This window comes from Polynucleobacter sp. CS-Odin-A6 (assembly GCF_018882095.1).
Taxonomy (GTDB): Bacteria; Pseudomonadota; Gammaproteobacteria; order Burkholderiales; family Burkholderiaceae; genus Polynucleobacter.
On sequence record NZ_JACVPD010000001.1, the window covers coordinates 55522 to 75310 of the forward strand.

The 19789-nt window shown below is 46.4% G+C and carries 17 protein-coding genes; 10 read left to right on the plus strand and 7 right to left on the minus strand.

The window, feature by feature from the left end:
• The first annotated feature begins 3 nt into the window (after nucleotides 1-3).
• Genes ttcA through glmS form a run of 3 tightly spaced genes read left to right on the plus strand, consistent with a single transcriptional unit; the run spans nucleotide 4 to nucleotide 4204 of the window.
• Complete coding sequence (gene ttcA / locus ICN15_RS00335) at nucleotides 4-912, plus strand: tRNA 2-thiocytidine(32) synthetase TtcA (protein ID WP_216200529.1); 909 nt, start codon at nucleotides 4-6, stop codon at nucleotides 910-912.
• Nucleotides 909-2372: a bifunctional UDP-N-acetylglucosamine diphosphorylase/glucosamine-1-phosphate N-acetyltransferase GlmU gene (glmU, locus tag ICN15_RS00340; protein ID WP_216200530.1), complete on the plus strand. Its 1464-nt coding sequence runs from the start codon at nucleotides 909-911 to the stop codon at nucleotides 2370-2372. The genes ttcA and glmU overlap by 4 nt, the downstream gene beginning before the upstream one ends.
• Nucleotides 2372-4204, plus strand: coding sequence for a glutamine--fructose-6-phosphate transaminase (isomerizing) (gene glmS / locus ICN15_RS00345; RefSeq protein WP_216200531.1), 1833 nt, complete (start codon nucleotides 2372-2374; stop codon nucleotides 4202-4204). The genes glmU and glmS overlap by 1 nt, the downstream gene beginning before the upstream one ends.
• Nucleotides 4205-4299: 95 nt before the next feature.
• Here the strand turns inward: glmS and ICN15_RS00350 are convergent, their stop codons facing one another.
• Complete coding sequence (locus ICN15_RS00350) at nucleotides 4300-4851, minus strand: hypothetical protein (protein WP_216200532.1); 552 nt, start codon at nucleotides 4849-4851, stop codon at nucleotides 4300-4302.
• A 425-nt stretch (nucleotides 4852-5276) separates the two neighbouring features.
• On the opposite strand from ICN15_RS00350, the gene ICN15_RS00355 reads away from it, so the two are divergent.
• The 3 genes from ICN15_RS00355 (at nucleotide 5277) to ICN15_RS00365 (ending at nucleotide 11167) form a co-directional block, all read left to right on the plus strand.
• Complete coding sequence (locus tag ICN15_RS00355; protein WP_216200533.1) at nucleotides 5277-6818, plus strand: efflux transporter outer membrane subunit; 1542 nt, start codon at nucleotides 5277-5279, stop codon at nucleotides 6816-6818.
• A 166-nt stretch (nucleotides 6819-6984) separates the two neighbouring features.
• Nucleotides 6985-8124: an efflux RND transporter periplasmic adaptor subunit gene (locus ICN15_RS00360; protein ID WP_216201471.1), complete on the plus strand. Its 1140-nt coding sequence runs from the start codon at nucleotides 6985-6987 to the stop codon at nucleotides 8122-8124.
• A gap of 7 nt (nucleotides 8125-8131) precedes the next feature.
• Nucleotides 8132-11167: an efflux RND transporter permease subunit gene (locus ICN15_RS00365; protein WP_216200534.1), complete on the plus strand. Its 3036-nt coding sequence runs from the start codon at nucleotides 8132-8134 to the stop codon at nucleotides 11165-11167.
• A gap of 82 nt (nucleotides 11168-11249) precedes the next feature.
• Here ICN15_RS00365 and ICN15_RS00370 read toward each other — a convergent pair whose 3' ends face one another.
• The 3 genes from ICN15_RS00370 to ICN15_RS00380 are packed head-to-tail and all read right to left on the minus strand — an operon-like array spanning nucleotide 11250 to nucleotide 12756.
• Nucleotides 11250-11912 carry a glutathione S-transferase family protein gene (locus ICN15_RS00370; RefSeq protein ID WP_216200535.1) on the minus strand — a complete coding sequence of 221 codons (663 nt, stop codon included), beginning with the start codon at nucleotides 11910-11912 and terminating at the stop codon, nucleotides 11250-11252.
• Nucleotides 11913-11937: 25 nt separating this feature from the next.
• Nucleotides 11938-12426 carry a flavin reductase family protein gene (locus tag ICN15_RS00375; protein WP_216200536.1) on the minus strand — a complete coding sequence of 163 codons (489 nt, stop codon included), beginning with the start codon at nucleotides 12424-12426 and terminating at the stop codon, nucleotides 11938-11940.
• 18 nt (nucleotides 12427-12444) lie between these two features.
• Nucleotides 12445-12756, minus strand: coding sequence for a hypothetical protein (locus ICN15_RS00380; protein WP_216200537.1), 312 nt, complete (start codon nucleotides 12754-12756; stop codon nucleotides 12445-12447).
• Between the two features lie 87 nt (nucleotides 12757-12843).
• Here ICN15_RS00380 and ICN15_RS00385 point away from each other — a divergent pair, with 87 nt between their 5' ends.
• A complete protein-coding gene (locus ICN15_RS00385; RefSeq protein WP_216200538.1) occupies nucleotides 12844-13827 on the plus strand; it encodes an MDR family oxidoreductase in 984 nt (327 codons plus the stop codon).
• A gap of 16 nt (nucleotides 13828-13843) precedes the next feature.
• Here ICN15_RS00385 and ICN15_RS00390 read toward each other — a convergent pair whose 3' ends face one another.
• Nucleotides 13844-14011, minus strand: a complete 168-nt coding sequence (locus ICN15_RS00390) for a DUF1289 domain-containing protein (protein ID WP_370625406.1) — start codon at nucleotides 14009-14011, stop codon at nucleotides 13844-13846.
• A gap of 31 nt (nucleotides 14012-14042) precedes the next feature.
• Between ICN15_RS00390 and ICN15_RS00395 the strand changes: the two genes are divergently transcribed.
• Entirely contained in the window at nucleotides 14043-15128 is a 1086-nt protein-coding gene (locus ICN15_RS00395) for an MBL fold metallo-hydrolase (RefSeq protein WP_216200540.1), read from the plus strand.
• Here the strand turns inward: ICN15_RS00395 and ICN15_RS00400 are convergent.
• Nucleotides 15040-15507 carry a PhaM family polyhydroxyalkanoate granule multifunctional regulatory protein gene (locus ICN15_RS00400; RefSeq protein WP_216200541.1) on the minus strand — a complete coding sequence of 156 codons (468 nt, stop codon included), beginning with the start codon at nucleotides 15505-15507 and terminating at the stop codon, nucleotides 15040-15042. The two genes, ICN15_RS00395 and ICN15_RS00400, sit on opposite strands and share 89 nt — an antisense overlap.
• 77 nt (nucleotides 15508-15584) lie before the next feature.
• Here ICN15_RS00400 and ICN15_RS00405 point away from each other — a divergent pair, with 77 nt between their 5' ends.
• Nucleotides 15585-16649, plus strand: coding sequence for a homocysteine S-methyltransferase family protein (locus tag ICN15_RS00405; protein WP_216200542.1), 1065 nt, complete (start codon nucleotides 15585-15587; stop codon nucleotides 16647-16649).
• Nucleotides 16646-19411 carry a methionine synthase gene (metH, locus tag ICN15_RS00410; protein WP_255532805.1) on the plus strand — a complete coding sequence of 922 codons (2766 nt, stop codon included), beginning with the start codon at nucleotides 16646-16648 and terminating at the stop codon, nucleotides 19409-19411. Before ICN15_RS00405 ends, metH begins: the two co-directional genes overlap by 4 nt.
• Nucleotides 19412-19436: 25 nt before the next feature.
• Here metH and ICN15_RS00415 read toward each other — a convergent pair whose 3' ends face one another.
• Nucleotides 19437-19754: a DUF1840 domain-containing protein gene (locus tag ICN15_RS00415; RefSeq protein ID WP_216200543.1), complete on the minus strand. Its 318-nt coding sequence runs from the start codon at nucleotides 19752-19754 to the stop codon at nucleotides 19437-19439.
• Nucleotides 19755-19789 lie beyond the last annotated feature (35 nt).

The window sequence follows — 19789 nt, forward strand, 5'->3', positions numbered from 1 at the left end:
GCTATGAGTGATATTCGTAAAGTTGTTTTTGAAGAAAACAAGCTGGAGAAAAAATTATGTCGCTTGGTTGGTCAAGCGATTGGTGACTTTGGCATGATTGAAGATGGCGATAAAGTCATGGTGTGTCTGTCGGGTGGCAAGGATAGTTACGCCATGCTCGATATTCTTTTGAAGTTACGTGAACGTGCCCCCATCAATTTTGAGATTGTTGCTGTCAATCTCGATCAAAAGCAGCCCGGATTTCCGGCAGAGACTTTGCCAAATTATTTAACTGCGCTAGGCGTGAAGTTTCATATTGAAAATCAAGACACCTATAGCATTGTGAAGCGCGTTATTCCTGAAGGCAAAACTACCTGTGGACTGTGTTCGCGTTTACGTCGCGGAATTTTATATCGCGTAGCCGATGAGTTAGGTGCTACTAAGATTGCTTTAGGCCATCATCGCGATGATATTTTAGAAACTTTAATGCTAAATATGTTCTTTGCTGGCAAGCTCAAGGGAATGCCGCCAAAACTGCGTTCAGACGATGGTAAGCACATCGTGATTCGCCCTCTCGCATATGTTCCAGAAAAGTTGCTCGAACGGTATGCCGTGGATATGAACTTCCCGATTATTCCGTGCAATCTTTGTGGCAGTCAGCCCAATTTACAGCGAGGCGCCATGAAAGAGATGTTGCGTGAATGGGAAAAAAAGCATCCCGGCCGAGTTGAGAATCTATTTCGATCAATGCACCATATCGTTCCCTCCCATTTAATGGATGGCGAAGCTTTTGATTTCAAAAACCTGGAGATCTCGACGGAGTTATCTGGTATTGCCGCGAGATCCGCTGGCGATAAGGCAATTGATGAAACAGAAATCGATGAATTAGCCTGCGGAACCCTGATTCAGGGGACTTATAATCCCTCCTTATGAACATCGTTATTTTGGCTGCTGGGCAGGGAAAGCGGATGAAATCCGCATTACCCAAGGTTCTTCAAACCTTGGCCGGGAAGCCGCTTCTCCATTACGTTCTCAATACGGCCCTGGTCTTACAGGGTAAAAATACCAAAATTGGCCCTATCGTAGTGGTAGGTCATGGTGCTGCTGATGTGAAGCAATTCCTGCAGGTCGCCAGTGAGCAGGATTCAAACTTGACTAGGGTGAGTACGGTATTGCAGGCCGAGCAAAAAGGTACAGGCCACGCCTTATTGCAGGCTCTGCCGAAATTGGATGTGAACGAGCCCACTTTAGTTCTGTACGGGGATGTTCCGCTCACAGGCAAAAAGACGCTGACTAAATTAGCCAAATTGGCCGACGGTGTGCGTGGCCAAGATGCTGCTGTAGCGCTACTCACTCAACACCTTCAAAATCCAACTGGCTATGGTCGCATCGTGCGCGATATTGAAGGCTCAGTAAAAGCCATCGTTGAAGAAAAAGATGCGACTGCTGAGCAAAAGCGCATTCAAGAAATCAACACCGGCATCATGGTATTGCCAACGAATTCATTGAAGAAGTGGTTGAAGGCTTTGCGCGCCAGTAATGCCCAGGGTGAATACTATTTAACGGATGTCATCGCGATGGCTGTTAAAGATGGTGTACCCATTCGTACATCCCAAGCTGATGCTGAATACGAGACTGTGGGTGTGAACAGCCGCGATCAGTTGGCTGCGTTGGAGCGTGTACATCAAATGAATCAAGCAAATGCAATAATGGACGCGGGTGTTTCTTTAGCAGACCCAGCGCGCATCGATATCCGTGGCACATTAGAGTGTGGCACCGATGTATTTATTGATGTTGGTTGTGTATTCGAAGGTTGTGTGACTTTAGCTGCTGGAACAACAATTGGCCCTTACTGCGTGATTCGCAATAGCGTGATTGGTAAGAGCGTCACGATTCATCCCTATAGCCATATTGATGGTGCTAAGGTTGGTGCCAATTCATTGATTGGGCCTTATGCTCGTTTACGTCCGGGAGCTGATTTAGCAAACGATGTGCATATCGGTAATTTTGTTGAAGTTAAGAACAGTAAGATCGCTGCTAATAGCAAAGCCAATCACTTGGCTTACGTGGGTGATGCCATTGTGGGCTCTAGAGTCAATATCGGTGCCGGCACAATTACTTGCAACTATGATGGTGTGAATAAGCATCAAACGATTATTGAGGACGATGTCTTTATCGGTTCTGATACTCAGCTGGTTGCCCCGGTCCGCGTAGGGCGCGGGGCTACTTTGGGTGCAGGAACTACTCTAACTAAAGATGCGCCACCGAATCAGTTAACGGTATCTCGTGCAAAGCAAATTTCTTTACAGTGGCAGCGACCAGTCAAGAAGACAACCCCAAAAGCGGCGGCAAAAAAAGCCAGCATTAAAAAATCCGTTAAGGCTAAAAAATAATGTGTGGCATTGTTGGCGCAGCATCGCGCAAGAATATTGTTGATGTGTTGATTGAAGGCCTACGTCGTCTTGAATACCGTGGTTATGATTCCTGTGGCTTTGCAGTGATTAATGGGGATGATGCTAAGCACCCGATTGAGCGCGCCCGCACTACTGCACGGGTTTCTGAACTAGCAGAGCAGGGTAAAGATTTTCACGGCACCCTCGGGATTGCCCATACCCGTTGGGCAACGCATGGCAAGCCAGACACCCAAAACGCGCATCCCCATATCTCTGGTGGACTCATTGCTGTCGTGCATAACGGCATTATTGAAAACTACGAATCCCTGCGTACTGAACTCAAGGCTGCAGGATATCTCTTTACTTCAGAAACAGATACTGAAGTGATCGCCCATCTGGTTCATCAGGCTTATACATCTAGCAAACAAGTGGACTTAGTAGCTTCAGTGCGCTCTGTATTGCCAAGATTGCATGGTGCCTATGCAATTGGCGTCATTGCGCAAGATCACCCTGATATGTTGGTAGGTGCGCGTGTTGGCTCTCCATTGGTTGTAGCACTTGGTGAACATGAAAATTTCCTCGCCTCCGATGCCTTAGCTCTGGCTGGCCGCGCGCATTCGATGATGTATCTGGAAGAAGGTGATGTTGCCATCCTGAAAGCGGATGGTGTAGAGATCGTTGATCAAGCTGGTAAGAGTATGCAAAGGGAGCATAAGGCAATGCCCGCACAAGCTGACTCTGTAGATCTAGGCCCTTATCAGCATTACATGCAAAAAGAGATCTTTGAGCAACCAAGAGCCATTGCCGATACGTTGGCTAATATTGCCCATTTTGGTCCAGAGCTTTTTCATGCCGATCCAAAGCAATGGGAGCAGTTTGATCAAATATTAATTTTGGCTTGTGGTACCAGCTATTACTCTGCCTGTGTTGCTAAGTACTGGTTAGAAGATCTTGCGGGAATTCCGACCCAAGTGGAGATCGCGAGTGAATATCGTTATCGCACCTCTGTACCGAATCCTAAGACATTAATCGTAGTGGTGTCTCAGTCTGGTGAGACTGCAGATACTTTAGCCGCCTTGCGTCATGCGCAAGCCTTGGGCCATCAGTACACCTTAGCCATTTGTAACGTAGCAAGCAGCGCGATGGTTCGTGAAACGAACTGGAATTTTTTGACGAAGGCCGGCACCGAGATTGGTGTGGCTTCTACTAAAGCATTTACAACTCAGCTCGTTGCACTTTATCTGTTGGCAGTGTCATTGGCTAAGCGTGCGGGTAAGGTGAGCCCCGAGCAAGAAAAGGCGCTGCTTAGAGAATTACGTCATCTCCCTAAGGCCTTACATGCCGTCTTAGCGCTAGAGCCGCAGATCATGGCATGGAGCACGGCATTTGCTAAATGTGAAAACGCTCTGTTTTTAGGTCGTGGCATGCACTATCCTATTGCACTTGAAGGCGCACTAAAGCTCAAAGAGATTTCTTATATTCATGCTGAGGCTTATCCAGCAGGAGAGTTAAAGCATGGACCTCTCGCACTTGTGACGGAAAAGATGCCAGTAGTTACTGTGGCTCCAAAAGATGACTTGCTGGAGAAGCTCAAGTCCAATATGCAAGAAGTCAAAGCTCGTGGTGGTAAGTTGTATGTCTTTGCTGACCACGATACCGATATCACTAGTAGTGAGGGCATTAACGTCATCCGTCTGCCGGAACACTACGGCAATCTTTCCCCAATCTTGCATGTTGTTCCCTTGCAGCTCCTGGCGTATCATACTGCTTGTGCCCTAGGTACTGATGTGGATAAACCGCGTAATTTAGCGAAGTCGGTTACGGTCGAGTAGTTATTTGTAGCAATACGACAATTGCGTAGCTGTAACAATTCGGCTGAATTAAAACGTTTACAACTTTGCTTAAAGACCAAGATGGTTAACTATTTCTAAATCATCCCTATTTTTTGATTGAGTACGACCAACCAATGTGGGTCAGCTTTGCCTGTCCCGGCGAAGATTACTTCGGGGTGTAATTTAAGTATTTGCTGTAAAGCCAATTCCTGACTGGGGTATAGGTCTATATAAAAGACATGTAAACCATCTTTTAAAACCTGCTTAAACTTTCCAAAAAGTGTGTTTTTCCTTTGGATGCCAATAAAACCACCCTCCCAAACACAAAACCAGAACAAGATTAGCGCAAGAAATATAAATGGTACCCAACCAGCACCAGATTTATACCAACCTAAATATTGTGTAAGCATTAGTACAGCTGAAAAAATACAGGCACCAACTGCAGCACCTATGAAGCCAGAACGAACTATGTCTAGTTTCATGAATGATCCAACTCCATAAAGGTGAGGGTGCTCTAGAACTCCTTCAACGTCATTGCTCAGTACGTGAATTTGTATGGGGGAAATAGCTTCTTTCCCAAGCTGTTTTTCGAATAGATCTAGATCGTCTAAGTTATTACTAATAAAGTAATGTCTTAATAATTTCATGATGCACTCCAAGTTGAATTAACCTGATCTCATCTTTAAGTCTTGATGTGGCCTTGCAAAAGTTAATGAAAAAATAAAAAGGAATGGAGATTTGGCGATTACAAGCTGTAAGTTGGAAAGCAGAAAAACTTCTTACTTATCGTTTCCTCTGATGTCTGCTTGACCACCCCTGAATTGACTTTATAGGTTTTGTTTGAAAACAAGGGTTCTACAGCACACATAGCCAATCTTTTATATTTTTCTCCAGGCTGTGAAAAAACAGCAAAATCACCTTCGGGCGGCGTTTACTATTTTTGTAGAGGTCCGTATAACTAGCTTACCTGTACGTTGAATTAATTTAAGCTGATAAATCAGGGCGTTAGAAGGCTGTGAATTGAAATCTGTGTTCAAATAACTCTTGTAAAAGAGGATATTTTTTGCAATTCATGTTTCTTTCAAAGGTAGCCCCATTCTCACGTTTGCATTTACTTGCGTTGATTTGCGTAGGTACGCTATCAGCATGCGCAGTGGGCCCAGACTTTAAGCAACCCGATCCGCCCAACACCTCTACCTATACAGAAACTACCCTTTCTCAAAAATTAGCTACTGCACCTGGCGTACCCGGAGGAACGGATCAAGAATTTGTCGTGGGCGCGGATATTGAGGCTCAGTGGTGGGAATTATTTAAGTCTCCCGAGTTAGATGCTCTGATCAAAAAAGCACTACAGCAAAATCCGAACTTGGGTGCTGCTGATGCAGCCTTGCGCGCAAGCCAAGAGAATGTGAGTGCACAAATTGGCGGGCGATACCTCCCGGCAATTGGTTTAAATGGGGGTGTTACGCGACAGTTGCAGCCTGCGGCTATTTACGGCCTACCTTTTGGCTCCGATACCTACAACCTTTATAACGCTTCAGTCAATGTTACTTACAAGCTAGACGTCTTTGGTGGCGCTCGCCGCGCGGTGGAAGGGGCAAGAGCCCAGGCAGAAATTGCCCAATTTCAATTGGAGGGCGCTTATCTTTCTTTAACGGCCAATATTGTTACTGGCGCTGTTCGTGAGGCAGCCTTACGCGCTCAGATGCAGGCTACGGAAGAAATCCTTAGTGCGCAAACTAATCTGGCTGAAGTCACCGAAAAACAATTAATCATTGGAACAGTTTCTAGAGTGGACGTGACATCACAAAGAACACTGGTATCGAATTCTCAAGTAGATTTATTTACCTACGAGCGTAATCTCGCATTTGCTCGTAATCAGCTGGCAGTCTTGGTTGGAGAGCTTCCAAGTAACGCCAATATTACCAAGTTTGATTTAAAGTCATTACAGTTGCCGGAGAAGTTGCCGCTGTCAGTTCCTTCCAGTTTGGTTCTTCAACGCCCCGATGTGCGCGCAGCCGAAGCGCAACTGAAAGCAACGAATGCTTTGGTAGGGGTTGCCACTGCGAACTTGTTGCCACAATTTAATATCACAGGAGCCATTGGCTCTGCAGCCTTAACCAGCTCAGCCTTGTTTGGGCCAAATGCCGCCTTATGGTCAATTGCTGGTGGTATCTTTCAGCCACTTTTTCAGGGTGGTCAGTTATTGGCGCAACGCCGTGGTGCTGTAGCCAATTACGAACAAGCTGTCTATCAATATCAAGCCACAGTACTCAAAGCATTTCAAGAGGTTGCTGATGCATTACGTGCTTTAGAGACCGGTGCGCAAGCCTTGAAGTCCGCATCTGATGCAGAGCGTTATGCATACGAAACTCTCGATTTAGTTCAGCAACAATATAAGTTAGGTACTGCCAGCTATCTGGCTGTTCTTTATTATCAGAATCAGTATCAAATTGCTAAAGTCAAATCCGTGTCTGCGCAAGCAACCCGTTTCTCTGATACGGCAGCATTATTTGCAGCATTGGGTGGTGGTTGGTGGAATCGCACCGGCCCAGCCTTTCAACCAAAAGCCATAGCGAACAAAGATCAAAATGAAACTTCTGGAAACAATTAAAACAAAAGTAACTGCTGTCGCAGTTGCTTCCTGGGCTTGGGTTCTTGCCAAAGAAGAAGAGTGGAAGCTACGCGAGAGGTTGGGCGGGCTATGGACACGGATTGGACAAAAATTGCGTCCACGCGAACGCTTTATAAAAACGAAGGCCTACGCGAAGTTGCAGGCCATGACTCCCCTACGTCGCCGCATGACCATCATGTTATGTGGGGTATTTTTATTGCTTGGATTGATCTTTGGTTTTAATCAACTGAAGACTTTTATGATTAAGTACTTTATTTCTGGGATGGGATTGCCTCCTGCAACTGTATCGACAATGGTGGTTGCTACTTCTGAATGGCAACCTCAGCTTTCTAGTGTTGGCAATGTTCGCGCTTACAGAGGGGTTGAGCTGAGTACTGAAATCGGTGGCCTTGTGCAAACGGTGCCTATTAAGTCCGGTATGGATGTGAAAGAGGGCGAGCTGCTGATTAAGTTAAATGATGCTTCTGATGTTGCGCAATTGAATTCATTAAAAGCCTTAGCAGATTTAGCTAAAGTAATTAATGAGCGCGATAGACAGCAATTAGAAATTCAGGCGATTAGTAAAAATGTCTTTGATACTAGTAAAGCGGATGCTAAATCTAAGCAAGCTCAGGTCGAGCAACAAACCGCGCTAGTGGCGAAGAAGAATTTAAAGGCCCCCTTCAGTGGACGCGTGGGCATTGTCATGATTAATCCTGGGCAGTATGTCAATTCAGGGGATAAATTACTCACTCTACAAACCTTAGATCCTATTTTTGTCGACTTCAATTTGCCACAAAGCAATGCCTCACAGATTCAGGTTGGGCAAGAAATCGTGGTCACCACAGATGCATTTAAGGACGCCAGTTTTGTTGGTAAGGTCACTGCAGTCAGCCCAAAGATTGATACTAATTCGCGCAATATTCAGATTGAAGCGCAGTTGGCTAACCCCGATAAAAAGATCCTGCCGGGTATGTTTGCTAATGTGAATATCAAACTGGGTGGTGAAGTAAAGCTTCTGACCTTGCCGCAGACAGCGGTGACGTATAACCCCTATGGATCTACAGTATTTATTGCGAAGACCACAGGTAAGAAAGACAAGCAAGGTAAGCCTGTCCTAGAGGCGCAGCAGGTCTTTGTTACTACAGGATCAACCCGTGGCGATCAAGTAGCTATTTTGAAGGGCATTGAAGAAGGTGCAACCGTAGTGACGAGTGGGCAGCTCAAGCTGAAGAATGGCACACCACTAATTGTGAACAATAAAGTGCAGCCTGCGAATTCTCCTAACCCACAGCCACAGGAATAAGTCCTAGATGAATTGGACTGATATCTTTATTCGCAGGCCAGTGCTATCGCTGGTAGTTAGTGCGGTTGTCTTGGTATTTGGCTTGAAGGCAGTGGGCTCTTTGCCGGTTAATCAATATCCTCAAACGCAAAATGCCATCGTTACGATTACGACGGCGTATTACGGTGCCGATCCAGAAACGATTGCCGGATTCATTACGCAGCCACTGGAGACTGCAATTGCCCAGTCTCAAGGCATTGATTACTTATCTTCAACGAGTGTCAGTGGAGTGTCCACCATCATCGCTACCTTGAAGTTGAACTATGACTCCAATGCAGCGTTGACGCAGATCCAGACGCAAATTAGCTCGGTGAAGAATCAATTACCGCCCCAAGCCCAGCAACCAGTATTGACAGTGCAAATTGGCCAATCCACTGCGGCGATGTACTTGGGTTTTTACAGTGATGAAATCCCCAATAATGCGATTACCGATTACCTATTACGCGTCGTCAAGCCAAAGTTAGATTCTATTGACGGTGTGCAGAATGCCGAGATTACTGGCGGTAGAAAATTTGCCTTACGAGCTTGGCTAGATCGCGAAAAGATGGCTGGTTTAGGCGTAGGTGCTGATGACGTGTATAGCGCAATGAGCGCTAATAATTACCTTTCAGCAGTAGGTAGTACCAAGGGCGATATGGTTGCCGTGGATTTGGTGGCAGGTACTGATTTACATACGTTGGATGAATTCCGTAAATTAGTTATCAAAAAAGACGGCATCAATATTGTCTATTTAGATCAGGTAGCCAGCGTGACCATGGGCTCCGAGGACTACAACACGAATGTGGCCTTTAGCGGTAAGCGGTCTGTGTTTATTGCGATTAAGGTGGCACCACAAGCGAACTTATTGGATGTTGCTGCTCGGATCCGTGCTGCAGTTCCCAATATTCAACAGCAATTGCCAACAGGCGTGTCTGGCAAGATAGTTTATGACTCTACTAAGTTCATTACGACCTCTATTGATGAGGTGGTGGCAACTCTAATAGAGGCATTATTGATCGTGACGGTAGTGATCTATCTCTTTTTAGGAAGTGCGCGTGCAGTGGTAGTTCCTGTGATTGCAATGCCACTCTCCTTGATAGGCACTTTCTTCTTAATGCAAATTTTGGGTTATTCCATTAATTTGCTAACCCTACTGGCCTTAGTGCTGGCAATTGGTTTGGTTGTAGACGACGCCATCATTGTGGTTGAAAACGTTGACCGCCATATGAAAGAGGGGAAGTCTCCGTTAGAGGCATCCCTCATTGCTGCTCGTGAATTGGGTAGCCCTATTTTGGCGATGACGGTTGTATTAATCGCAGTTTACATACCGATTGGTTTCCAAGGGGGCTTAACCGGAGCGCTGTTTACCGAGTTTGCATTTACCTTGGCTAGTGCTGTGGCGGTATCAGGATTAATTGCGTTGACGCTTTCTCCGATGATGTGTTCACGGATCTTTACTGAGGAGCAAGAGGTATCGCCTTTTGTACAAAAGATCGATCGCATTTTTGATAAGGTTCACCACGGCTATCAAACGACTTTGCGTGAGCTCTTAAGTACATGGCAAGTCATCATTGTGATGGGTGTCATTTTATTGGGCGGCGTTGCCTATCTGTACGCTACCGCCAGAGCTGAATTAGCTCCAACTGAAGACCAGGGCATTGTCTTGATGTCAGCTTCAGGACCGCCCAATAGTACGGTCAATCAGATGCAGACCTATGCTGACCAGATTTACCAAATATCAGCTGCAGAGCCTGAGTATGAGCAAATGTTCCAAATTACTAGCCCCACTAGTAGTTTTGGCGGCGTATTACTCAAGGATTGGGATCAGCGCAATCGCAATGCTACTAAGTTCCAGCAGGATATGCAGACTAAGTGGAATACGATTGCGGGAGCTCGAGTGGCTGCTTTTCAGTTCCCAGCTTTACCAGGTGCTCAGGGTTTCCCGGTGCAGGTAGTGATTAATACCACTGAGTCTTATGAATTACTCAACGAAGTATCTCAGGCTGTACTGGATAAAGCCCGTCGTAGCGGCAACTTCTTTTACGTGGACTCTGATTTAAAAATTGATAAGCCACAAGATGTTCTGGTCATTGATCGTGAAAAAGTTGCTGCACTTGGCATGACTCAACAACAAGTGGGTAGCGCTTTATCAGCGGCTTTAGGTGGCGGCTACGTGAACTACTTCTCTGTGGCTGGACGTTCTTATCGCGTCATTCCGCAAGTCAAGCAGGTAGACCGTTTAAACCCTGATCAGATCTTGGATTACTACATTCGTACTCCTAGTGGACAGATGATTCAGGCGCGGACGATTGCAAGCATTAAACAAAAAGTAGTTCCGCAATCGATTAATCACTTTCAGCAGCTGAACTCTGCAACGATCGCTGGCGTGAGTACTCCATTTATTTCTCAAGCTGATGTCTTGGAGTTTATGCGTCAGAGCTTAAAAGAGGTTGCGCCTAGTGGGTACTCCATGGATTATGCTGGCCCATCACGTCAATTTATGGCGGAGTCAGGTGGCTTCTTGGGCACCATGTTTTTTGCGATCTTGATTGTGTTCTTAGTGTTGGCTGCGCAGTTTGAAAGTTTCCGCGATCCTATTGTGATTTTGGTTTCAGTGCCACTGGCTTTATTTGGCGCACTCATTTTTATTAACCTCGGATTTACTACGCTCAATGTGTATACGCAGGTCGGACTAGTCACGCTGATGGGTTTAATTAGTAAGCATGGTATTTTGATTGTGGAGTTTGCAAATGAACTGCAAGAAGCAGGGCGTAGTAAGTTAGATGCCATCGTTGAGGCGAGTAGTGTTCGTCTGCGTCCGATCTTGATGACAACCGCTGCAATGGTATTGGGTGTGGTTCCACTGGTCATTGCCTCTGGCGCAGGTGCTGCAGGTCGTCAGTCAATGGGAATTGTGATCTTTACTGGCCTGTCGATTGGCACACTGTTTACGCTCTTCGTAGTCCCGGCGATGTATTTATTTATTGGCGCCGACCATCATCAGAAGAAATTTAAACAACAGTAATTCCTGATCAAGCCTCTAAGAAAAAGGGTGAACTTGATTCACCCTTTTTTGTATTTCAGGCCTATTAGACCTATCTGAATCACTACTTCGCAATATTAAATTCTTTTTCAGCTACCACGTGATACTGGGTGCCCTCTTCAATGCGCTTCATCCAAGCATCGATGTTATGTAGCTGGGGGCGTGGGCCTGTTTTATCTGGAAAGGTTTGATTCAGTAGAATCCATCGGCTCACGCAGAGTGCCAGCGTAATATCGCCAATCTGAAAAGTATTTCCTGAGCAGTACGCTTGAGTTGCTAACTGTTGGTCTAGCAAAGCAAGTAGTGTATTGGTATCTTGATAGGCTTTTTGAATGGCTACGTAGTTTCGTTCATTTTCAGGGACGCGAGTCAGGCCGAGAAAGGCAGGTCGTAAAGCGGGCCACATCGTTCCTAGCTGCCAATCCATCCACTTCTCAGATTGATACTGGGTTGTAATGTCGGCGGTGAAGCGTTTCGATTGATCGTGCTGACGAGCAAGATAGCGCAAGATGGTATTCGATTCCCAAAGCACAAGCTCACCATCTTCAAGCGTTGGCACTAGGCCATTAGGATTCAGCGCTAGAAATTCAGGTGTGCGATTTTTACCAAAATGGAGGCCCGCATCAATTTGCTCAAAATCTTTGCCTTCTTCAAATCCTAGCTCTGCAAGGCACCATAAAACCTTTTGAACATTGATAGAGCTTTTTCTTCCCCATAAACGTATCATATGAATTCCTATTATTGAGTATTTTTTAAAGCGGTAAATCTAGGCCAACAAATTGGCTATGAGCAAAAATGAGTGGTTGGCTTTCTGGGCTGTGTTTGAGGTGAAGCACTTTGGCAACAATAATATTGTGATCACCGCCGAGATGAACAGAAATCGTTTCGCACTCAAAGTAGGCGGCACATCCCTCGATTTGGGTAAGTCCACTGACTGCAATTTTATGTGGGATATCAATGAACTGATTTTCTTTTACCGTAGCGAAATGCATCGCCATGGCTTCTTGTGAGCGTGCCAGCACATGAATCAGTTGTTTGTGACCCACTTCAAAGTTAGGCATTAAGCGGGAGTGCTTCTTCAGACTCCAGAGAATGAGCGGCGGCTCCAACGAAACGGTATTAAAAGAACTGATCGTGATGCCATGAGCTTGTTGATTAGAATCTAAGCAGGTAATAACGGTAACCCCTGTTGCAAAACTAGAAAATCCTTTGCGTAACTCTTGAGAGGTAAATGGGGACATATTGTCTTATTGACCCGCTTACTTCGCTGCCGACGGGACAGGCACTTCAGCGGGAATGGTTGTGCCAGGAATAGGTGTCAGAATTTCATTCTCTTCAGCTTTTACGCATTTAAAGCGATATTCCTTACCAGCCTTGGAAAGAAAGCTAGCGCCTTGGTAGAAATCATTCTTACAGGTAGTATTGGCAAAATCCATGACATCTTGTGGCGCAGCGCTAGAGGTGATGAGGCGCATATTACCCATAGACATATTAATTTGGCTGGATGAACAACCAAGTAGCCCTAAGCCAGCCATGCCAGCAGTCGTAGTTAATAATAGAATTTTTTTCATGGAAACCTCCATAATTAGCAATGCTCGTTAGGATAAACCTATTACGTATTTGCTGTGGAAAATGCAGCGCTTTTAAAAGGAAGAAACATGTTTAAAGCGATTTTGGTAAATAAAGATGATCAAGGCTATCGGGCCGAACTTTCTCAGGTTGATGAGGCTAGCCTGCCAGAGGGCGATGTCAAAGTAAAAGTGCTTTATTCGACCCTGAACTACAAGGATGGCTTAGCCATTACGGGCAAAGGCCCGGTGGTGCGTAGCTTCCCTATGGTTCCGGGGATTGATTTTGCGGGCGAGGTCCTGGAGAGTGCGAGTCCAGACTTCAAAGTGGGCGATATGGTGCTTCTCAATGGCTGGGGTGTTGGCGAGGGCCATTGGGGTGGATTAGCCCAGCAGGCCCGTGTGAAATCGGAGTGGTTGATTCCTCTGCCGAAGGGTTTTACCCCAAAGCAGGCATTGGCCATTGGTACCGCAGGCTATACCGCCATGCTCTGTGTCATGGCCCTTCAAAAGCATGGTCTCAAGCCCAGCGATGGTGAGGTATTGGTCACGGGTGCGGCTGGTGGCGTTGGTAGTTTCGCAATTACGCTTCTGAGTAAATTGGGCTTTACTGTTGTGGCGAGCACTGGACGTATGGCTGAGGCTGATTATCTGAAGAGGTTGGGCGCAGCGGAGGTGATCGATCGCGCCACCTTATCCGCCCCTGGAAAGCCTTTGGCCAAAGAGCGCTGGGCTGCGGTGTTGGATAGTGTTGGAAGTCATACATTAGCTAATGCCTGTGCACAAACCAAGAGTGATGGTGCTGTTGCTGCCTGTGGACTTGCTCAGGGCATGGATTTTCCATCTAGCGTAGCGCCGTTTATTTTACGTGGCGTCACTCTGTATGGCATTAATAGCGTGCCTGTGCCAAAAGCAAAACGGATCGCAGCCTATGAGCAACTGAGTCAGTTAGTCGATCTGAAGACTTTAGAAGAGATCTCACATGAAATTAGCCTGGAAGATTCTTTGAAGTACGCTACAGAACTCATGGCTGGAAATGTTCGTGGTCGTTTAGTTGTGGATGTGAATAAATAACATCATTGAGAAATGCTTACTGAGTTGTTTGAGGTTTGCGGACGTTCAGTTTTGCTAATACTTCAAGCTTGTCAGAATGAGATAGTTCAGACCAGTCCGCAATCTCAGTCAGTGTGCGATAACAACCACGGCAAAAGCCGCTATCTGGATTGATATCGCACCAATTGATGCAGGGTGATGGCACTGTTGTCAAAGCAAACCTAGAATGGAAATAAATGAATACCAAAACCCAGCCCAGCGATCTTAGCGCTATTCATTATCCCCTAGTGGATGCTTTGCCAGAAATCGGTAGCTCGATAGAGCTGGCGCCTGGAGTACGTTGGCTCCGCATGCGCCTGCCCTTTGCTTTGGATCATATTAATTTGTGGCTTTTGCGAGATGAATTTGAAGAAGCCCAAGGATGGACGATTGTCGATTGCGGTATTGCTAACGACGAAACCAAAGCGGCATGGGAGCAGATCTTTGCTACCCAGCTAGAAGGCTTGCCTGTAATCAGAGTGATCGTTACTCATATGCATCCTGACCATATTGGACTCTCTCAGTGGTTATGCGAGAAGTGGAATGTGCCAATGTGGATTTCTATGACAGATTATTTGACTGCGCAATGGCTCAGCCACAAAGAGGGTGGCGCCGCAGTTGGTGCGCGTGCCGGTGGCGGCGGTTCTGCTGACCACTTTCAGAAACATGGATTAAGTGCCCCGGAAGATTTAGAGAAAATTCGGGCGCGCTCCAATTACTACAGCAATATGGTTCCAGGTGTACCTCGTCAATATCGTCGCATCATTGAGGGTGAAATGATTTTGATTGGTGGACATGAGTGGCAAGTCATGATGGGTTTCGGTCATGCGCCTGAGCATGCTTCACTATTCTGCCAAGATCTTGGTGTCTTGATTTCGGGGGACATGTTGTTGCCACGCATTTCAACGAATGTCAGTGTCTATGACGCCGATCCAGATGCTGATCCATTGGGCTTATATCTGAGCTCCTTAGATCGATATCTCCCTTTACCTGATGACACGCTCGTGTTGCCATCCCATGGCAAACCATTTACCGGCATGAAGCCACGAATTGACCAACTAAAATCCCATCATGATGCGCGTTTGGCTGAGACGATCGAGGCCTGTAAAAAACCGGCTACTGCTCGTGAGATAGTGCCGGTTTTATTTAAACGTGAATTAGATATTCATCAAATGACATTTGCTATGGGTGAGGCTATTGCTCATCTGAATTACCTACTTCGTCGAGGTAAGTTGAGTCGCCAGCTTTGCGACGACGGGGTGTTGCGGTTTTGCGTGGTTTAGCAGCTTTGGTAGTTTTATTAGCTTTTGTGCCGGAGTCAGCTGTTGATCCCCCGCTAGCAGCGGCAGCAGTTGCTGAAACAGCATCCCCAAAGGATTTGAGCGCCATCATGGTGGCATGTTGCACTTCTAAGCCTTGAATAGTTGACTTTAAGATATTGAGGTTGAGATTGAGCCAGTTTTCAACGCTTTTCAGGTCTTTGATGCGTTTCTCTAGTTCATCTGTATCGAGCCCAGGAAATGCGGCTCCAAAGCCTCCAGCAGCCTTGGAGGCATCCGTAGTGAAGGGAAATTGACCCGGCATCTGCCCAGCCGCTCCTTGACCCCACATGGTTTTCATCATTTCAAGGCTTTGATTGAATTCTGGGATAGTTCCAAACATATGAGGGCTCCGGGTCAGATAAAAGTGGCGTAATGCCAATACAATAGGAGATTCTAGAGATTAATTCCGGTTAAGCAATGCAATTTAATGGTTTATCGCAGACTTACACGCGTGGTCAGGCGCTTCCTGAGCTACTAAAGCAACGTATTCTGATTTTAGATGGTGCCATGGGCACCATGATTCAGCAATATAAGCTGACTGAGGCTGATTATCGCGGCCTACCTAGCAATAGCCGTTTTGCGGATCATCCGGGTGATATCAAGGGCAATAACGAGCTCTTAGTGCTGACCCAAGCTCACATTATCAGCAAGATTCATGAGCAGTATTTGGACGCCGGTGCTGACATTATTGAAACCAATACCTTTGGTGCTACTTCCGTAGCGCAAGAAGATTACAAGATGGCTAGCCTAGCGCGTGAGATGAATGTAGTCTCCGCCCAATTAGCCCGCGCCGCTTGTGAAAAATACAGTACCCCAGATAAACCCCGTTTTGCTGCGGGCGCGATCGGACCCACTCCAAAGACGGCTAGCATTTCTCCCGATGTGAATGATCCTGGTGCGCGTAATGTGAGCTTCGATACCTTGCGTGCTTCTTATCGAGAGCAGATTGAAGGCCTGTTTGAAGGCGGCGTTGATTTATTTTTAGTTGAAACGATTTTCGATACGCTCAACGCTAAAGCGGCATTGTTTGCCCTTGACGAATTTTTTGAAGAAACTGGCGAGCGTTTGCCGGTGATGATTTCAGGAACGGTGACGGATGCTTCCGGTCGAATCTTGTCGGGACAAACGGTTGAAGCTTTTTGGAATAGCTTACGTCATATTAAGCCCCTTACCTTTGGTTTGAACTGTGCTTTAGGTGCAGCGCTCATGCGTCCCTATATCGCTGAGCTCGCTCGTATCTGTAATACGGCTGTATCTTGTTATCCCAATGCTGGCTTACCTAATCCCATGAGCGATACCGGTTTCGACGAGACCCCAGATATTACTTCTAGCTTGGTAGATGGCTTTGCAAAAGATGGCTTGGTTAATCTGGTAGGTGGTTGCTGTGGAACCACTCCAGATCACATCCGCGCGATTGCTAATGCAGTGGCAAAGCGTAAGCCACGTGTTTTCTATCGCGAGAGCGCGGAGGAAGCAACATGAGCGCCAAAGACAGTCAGTTAGCAAACAAACCCGCTATGTCAGCAATGAAGTTGTCTGGTTTAGAGCCCTTCAATGTCACAAGCGATATCCGCTTTGTGAACATTGGGGAACGCACTAACGTCACAGGCTCTAAAGCATTCTCACGCATGATTCTGAATAATCAGTTTGATGAAGCATTAGTAGTGGCAAGGCAGCAAGTGGAGAATGGCGCCCAAATTATCGATATCAATATGGATGAGGCAATGTTGGATTCTGAAGCTGCGATGACCCGCTTCTTGAATCTGATTGCTTCTGAACCCGACATCGCGCGGGTTCCGATCATGGTGGACTCCTCTAAGTGGAGCGTGATTGAGGCCGGCCTCAAATGTATTCAGGGTAAGCCGATTGTGAACTCGATCTCTCTCAAAGAGGGTGAGGAGCCTTTTAGGAAACAGGCCCGTTTAATTCGCCGTTATGGTGCTGCGACTGTGGTGATGGCATTTGATGAAGCAGGCCAAGCGGATACCTTTCAGCGTAAAACAGAAATCTGTCAGCGTTGCTACGAGATCCTAGTCAATGAGATTGACTTCCCTGCTGAAGACATTATTTTTGATCCCAATATTTTTGCTATTGCTACTGGTATTGAAGAGCATGATAACTATGCGGTCGATTTCATCAACGCCACACGCTGGATTAAAGAAAATTTACCTGGCGCCAAAGTAAGTGGCGGGGTATCTAATGTCAGTTTCTCATTCCGCGGTAATGACCGTGTACGTGAGGCAATTCATACCGTATTTTTATATCATGCTATTCAGGCGGGTATGGATATGGGCATTGTCAACGCGGGGCAGCTTGGCGTCTATGCAGACTTAGACCCTGAATTGCGAGAGCGGGTTGAAGATGTCGTACTGAACCGATTTAAAGAAAAAGAAGGCAAAACTCCAACCGAGCGTTTGCTTGATATCGCCGATCAATTTAAAGGCGGTGGTGCAAAGCAGGTTGAGAATTTAGTTTGGCGTGACTCACTAGTTCGTGAGCGTTTAACGCATGCTTTAGTCCATGGCATCACGACCTTCATTGAAGAAGATACGGAAGAGCTACGTGCCCAAATCATGGGTGATGGCGGTAGGCCGATTGAGGTGATTGAAGGTCCGCTGATGGATGGTATGAACGTCGTCGGTGACTTATTCGGTGAAGGCAAAATGTTCTTACCTCAGGTAGTCAAGAGTGCGCGTGTGATGAAGCAAGCCGTGGCTATTTTGATTCCTTATATTGAAGAAGAGAAACGTCTCCATATTGCTTCTGGTGGCGAAGCAAAAGCCAAGGGCAAAATTGTCATGGCTACTGTGAAGGGTGACGTTCACGATATCGGTAAAAATATTGTCACTGTAGTGTTGCAATGTAATAACTTCGAAGTTGCCAATATGGGTGTGATGGTTCCTTGCGCAGAAATTCTGAAGCGTGCAAAGGAAGAGAAAGCCGATATTGTTGGTCTTTCTGGTTTGATTACGCCATCCTTGGAAGAGATGACTTATGTTGCCCAAGAAATGCAACGTGACGACTACTTCCGTGAACGTCAGATTCCACTCATGATTGGTGGTGCAACAACTTCGCGTGTACATACTGCCGTCAAGATTGCGCCACACTATGATGGTCCAGTAGTCTATGTCCCCGATGCCTCTCGCTCAGTCTCAGTAGCATCTAGCTTACTTTCAGATGAGAGCGCTAAGAAATTTATTCAAGACTTGCGGGATGACTATGTCCGCATTCGTGAACAGCACGCGAATAAAAAGGCAGCCCCAACTATTTCATTAGAAGCTGCGCGTAAGAATCGTGAGCTCATTGATTGGGCGCATTATGTGCCGCAGAAGCCCAAGTTTATTGGGCGCCGCCTCTTTAAGAATTTTGCTTTAAGTGATATCGCCAAATACATTGATTGGACGCCATTCTTCCAGACTTGGGATTTGGCCGGTAAGTTTCCCGCAATACTCGATGATGAGGTTGTTGGTGTGGAGGCTCGTAAAGTTTTTGAAGATGCTCAGGCGCTGTTAGATAAGCTCATCAAAGGCCAATGGCTTCAAGCGGATGCAGTGGTCGCTTTCTACCCCGCTAATACAGTTGGTGATGACATCATTTTGTACAGTGATGAAACGCGCGAGCATCCTTTGTTTGTTTGGCATAACTTACGCCAACAAGCTGAGCGTCCGATAGTCGATGGTGTGCGTCGACCCAATCGTTGTTTAGCGGATTATGTTGCCCCCAAAGATTTGCATGTGGCTGATTATCTAGGTTGCTTTGCAGTCACTACGGGGCATGGCGTTGAGAAGAAGGTTGCCGAGTTTCATGCTAAGCATGACGACTACAGCGCAATCATGTTGCAATCTTTAGCCGATCGTTTGGCTGAGGCATTTGCCGAGCTCATGCACCACCGTGTGCGAACGGATCTTTGGGGATATGCAACGGATGAGATTCTGACAAACGATCAAATGATTAATGAAGAGTACCGTGGTATTCGCCCAGCTCCTGGATACCCCGCTTGTCCTGCGCATGAGGTTAAGAAGGATTTATTGCGTGTGATTGGCTCTGAAGATATTGGCATGACCTTGACTGAATCGATGGCTATGAATCCCGCCTCAAGTGTCAGTGGTTTTTATTTAGCCCATCCAGATGCACAGTATTTCAACGTCGGTAAAGTTTCTGCGGATCAGCTAGAAGATCTCGCTAAGCGCCGTGATGAGTCTATTGAGGATGTGCGTCGCCAATTGGCTAGTTCAATCGATTAAATATTGATTGGGTGGGTGCGTAGCGTCAAACGCCCCACATTACTGGCTCATCTTGCTCCCTGGCCTGCTTCATAAGCTCTAAGAAGGGGTAGGCGCGCTGCCCTAGTCTATCCGCCAGCCTTGGCTTTTCACCTCCATCTTGTGCCTCTGGATTGCTATTAGCTCGATCTCCTAAATCTTTCAAAATGGCAGTTTCTAGGGCGGTTATCAAGAGTGGTAATTGCTCAACTGTCAAAATCCCTCTGGGCTCCAAGGGACGAGCCAAAATATCAAATATCCGCTGGGTCAGATCAGCCAACATAATGACATCTGGTCCTGCTTTCGAGCGAAATTGATAGATCATTTCAATAGCTTACCACCTGATAAACTCACTTATCT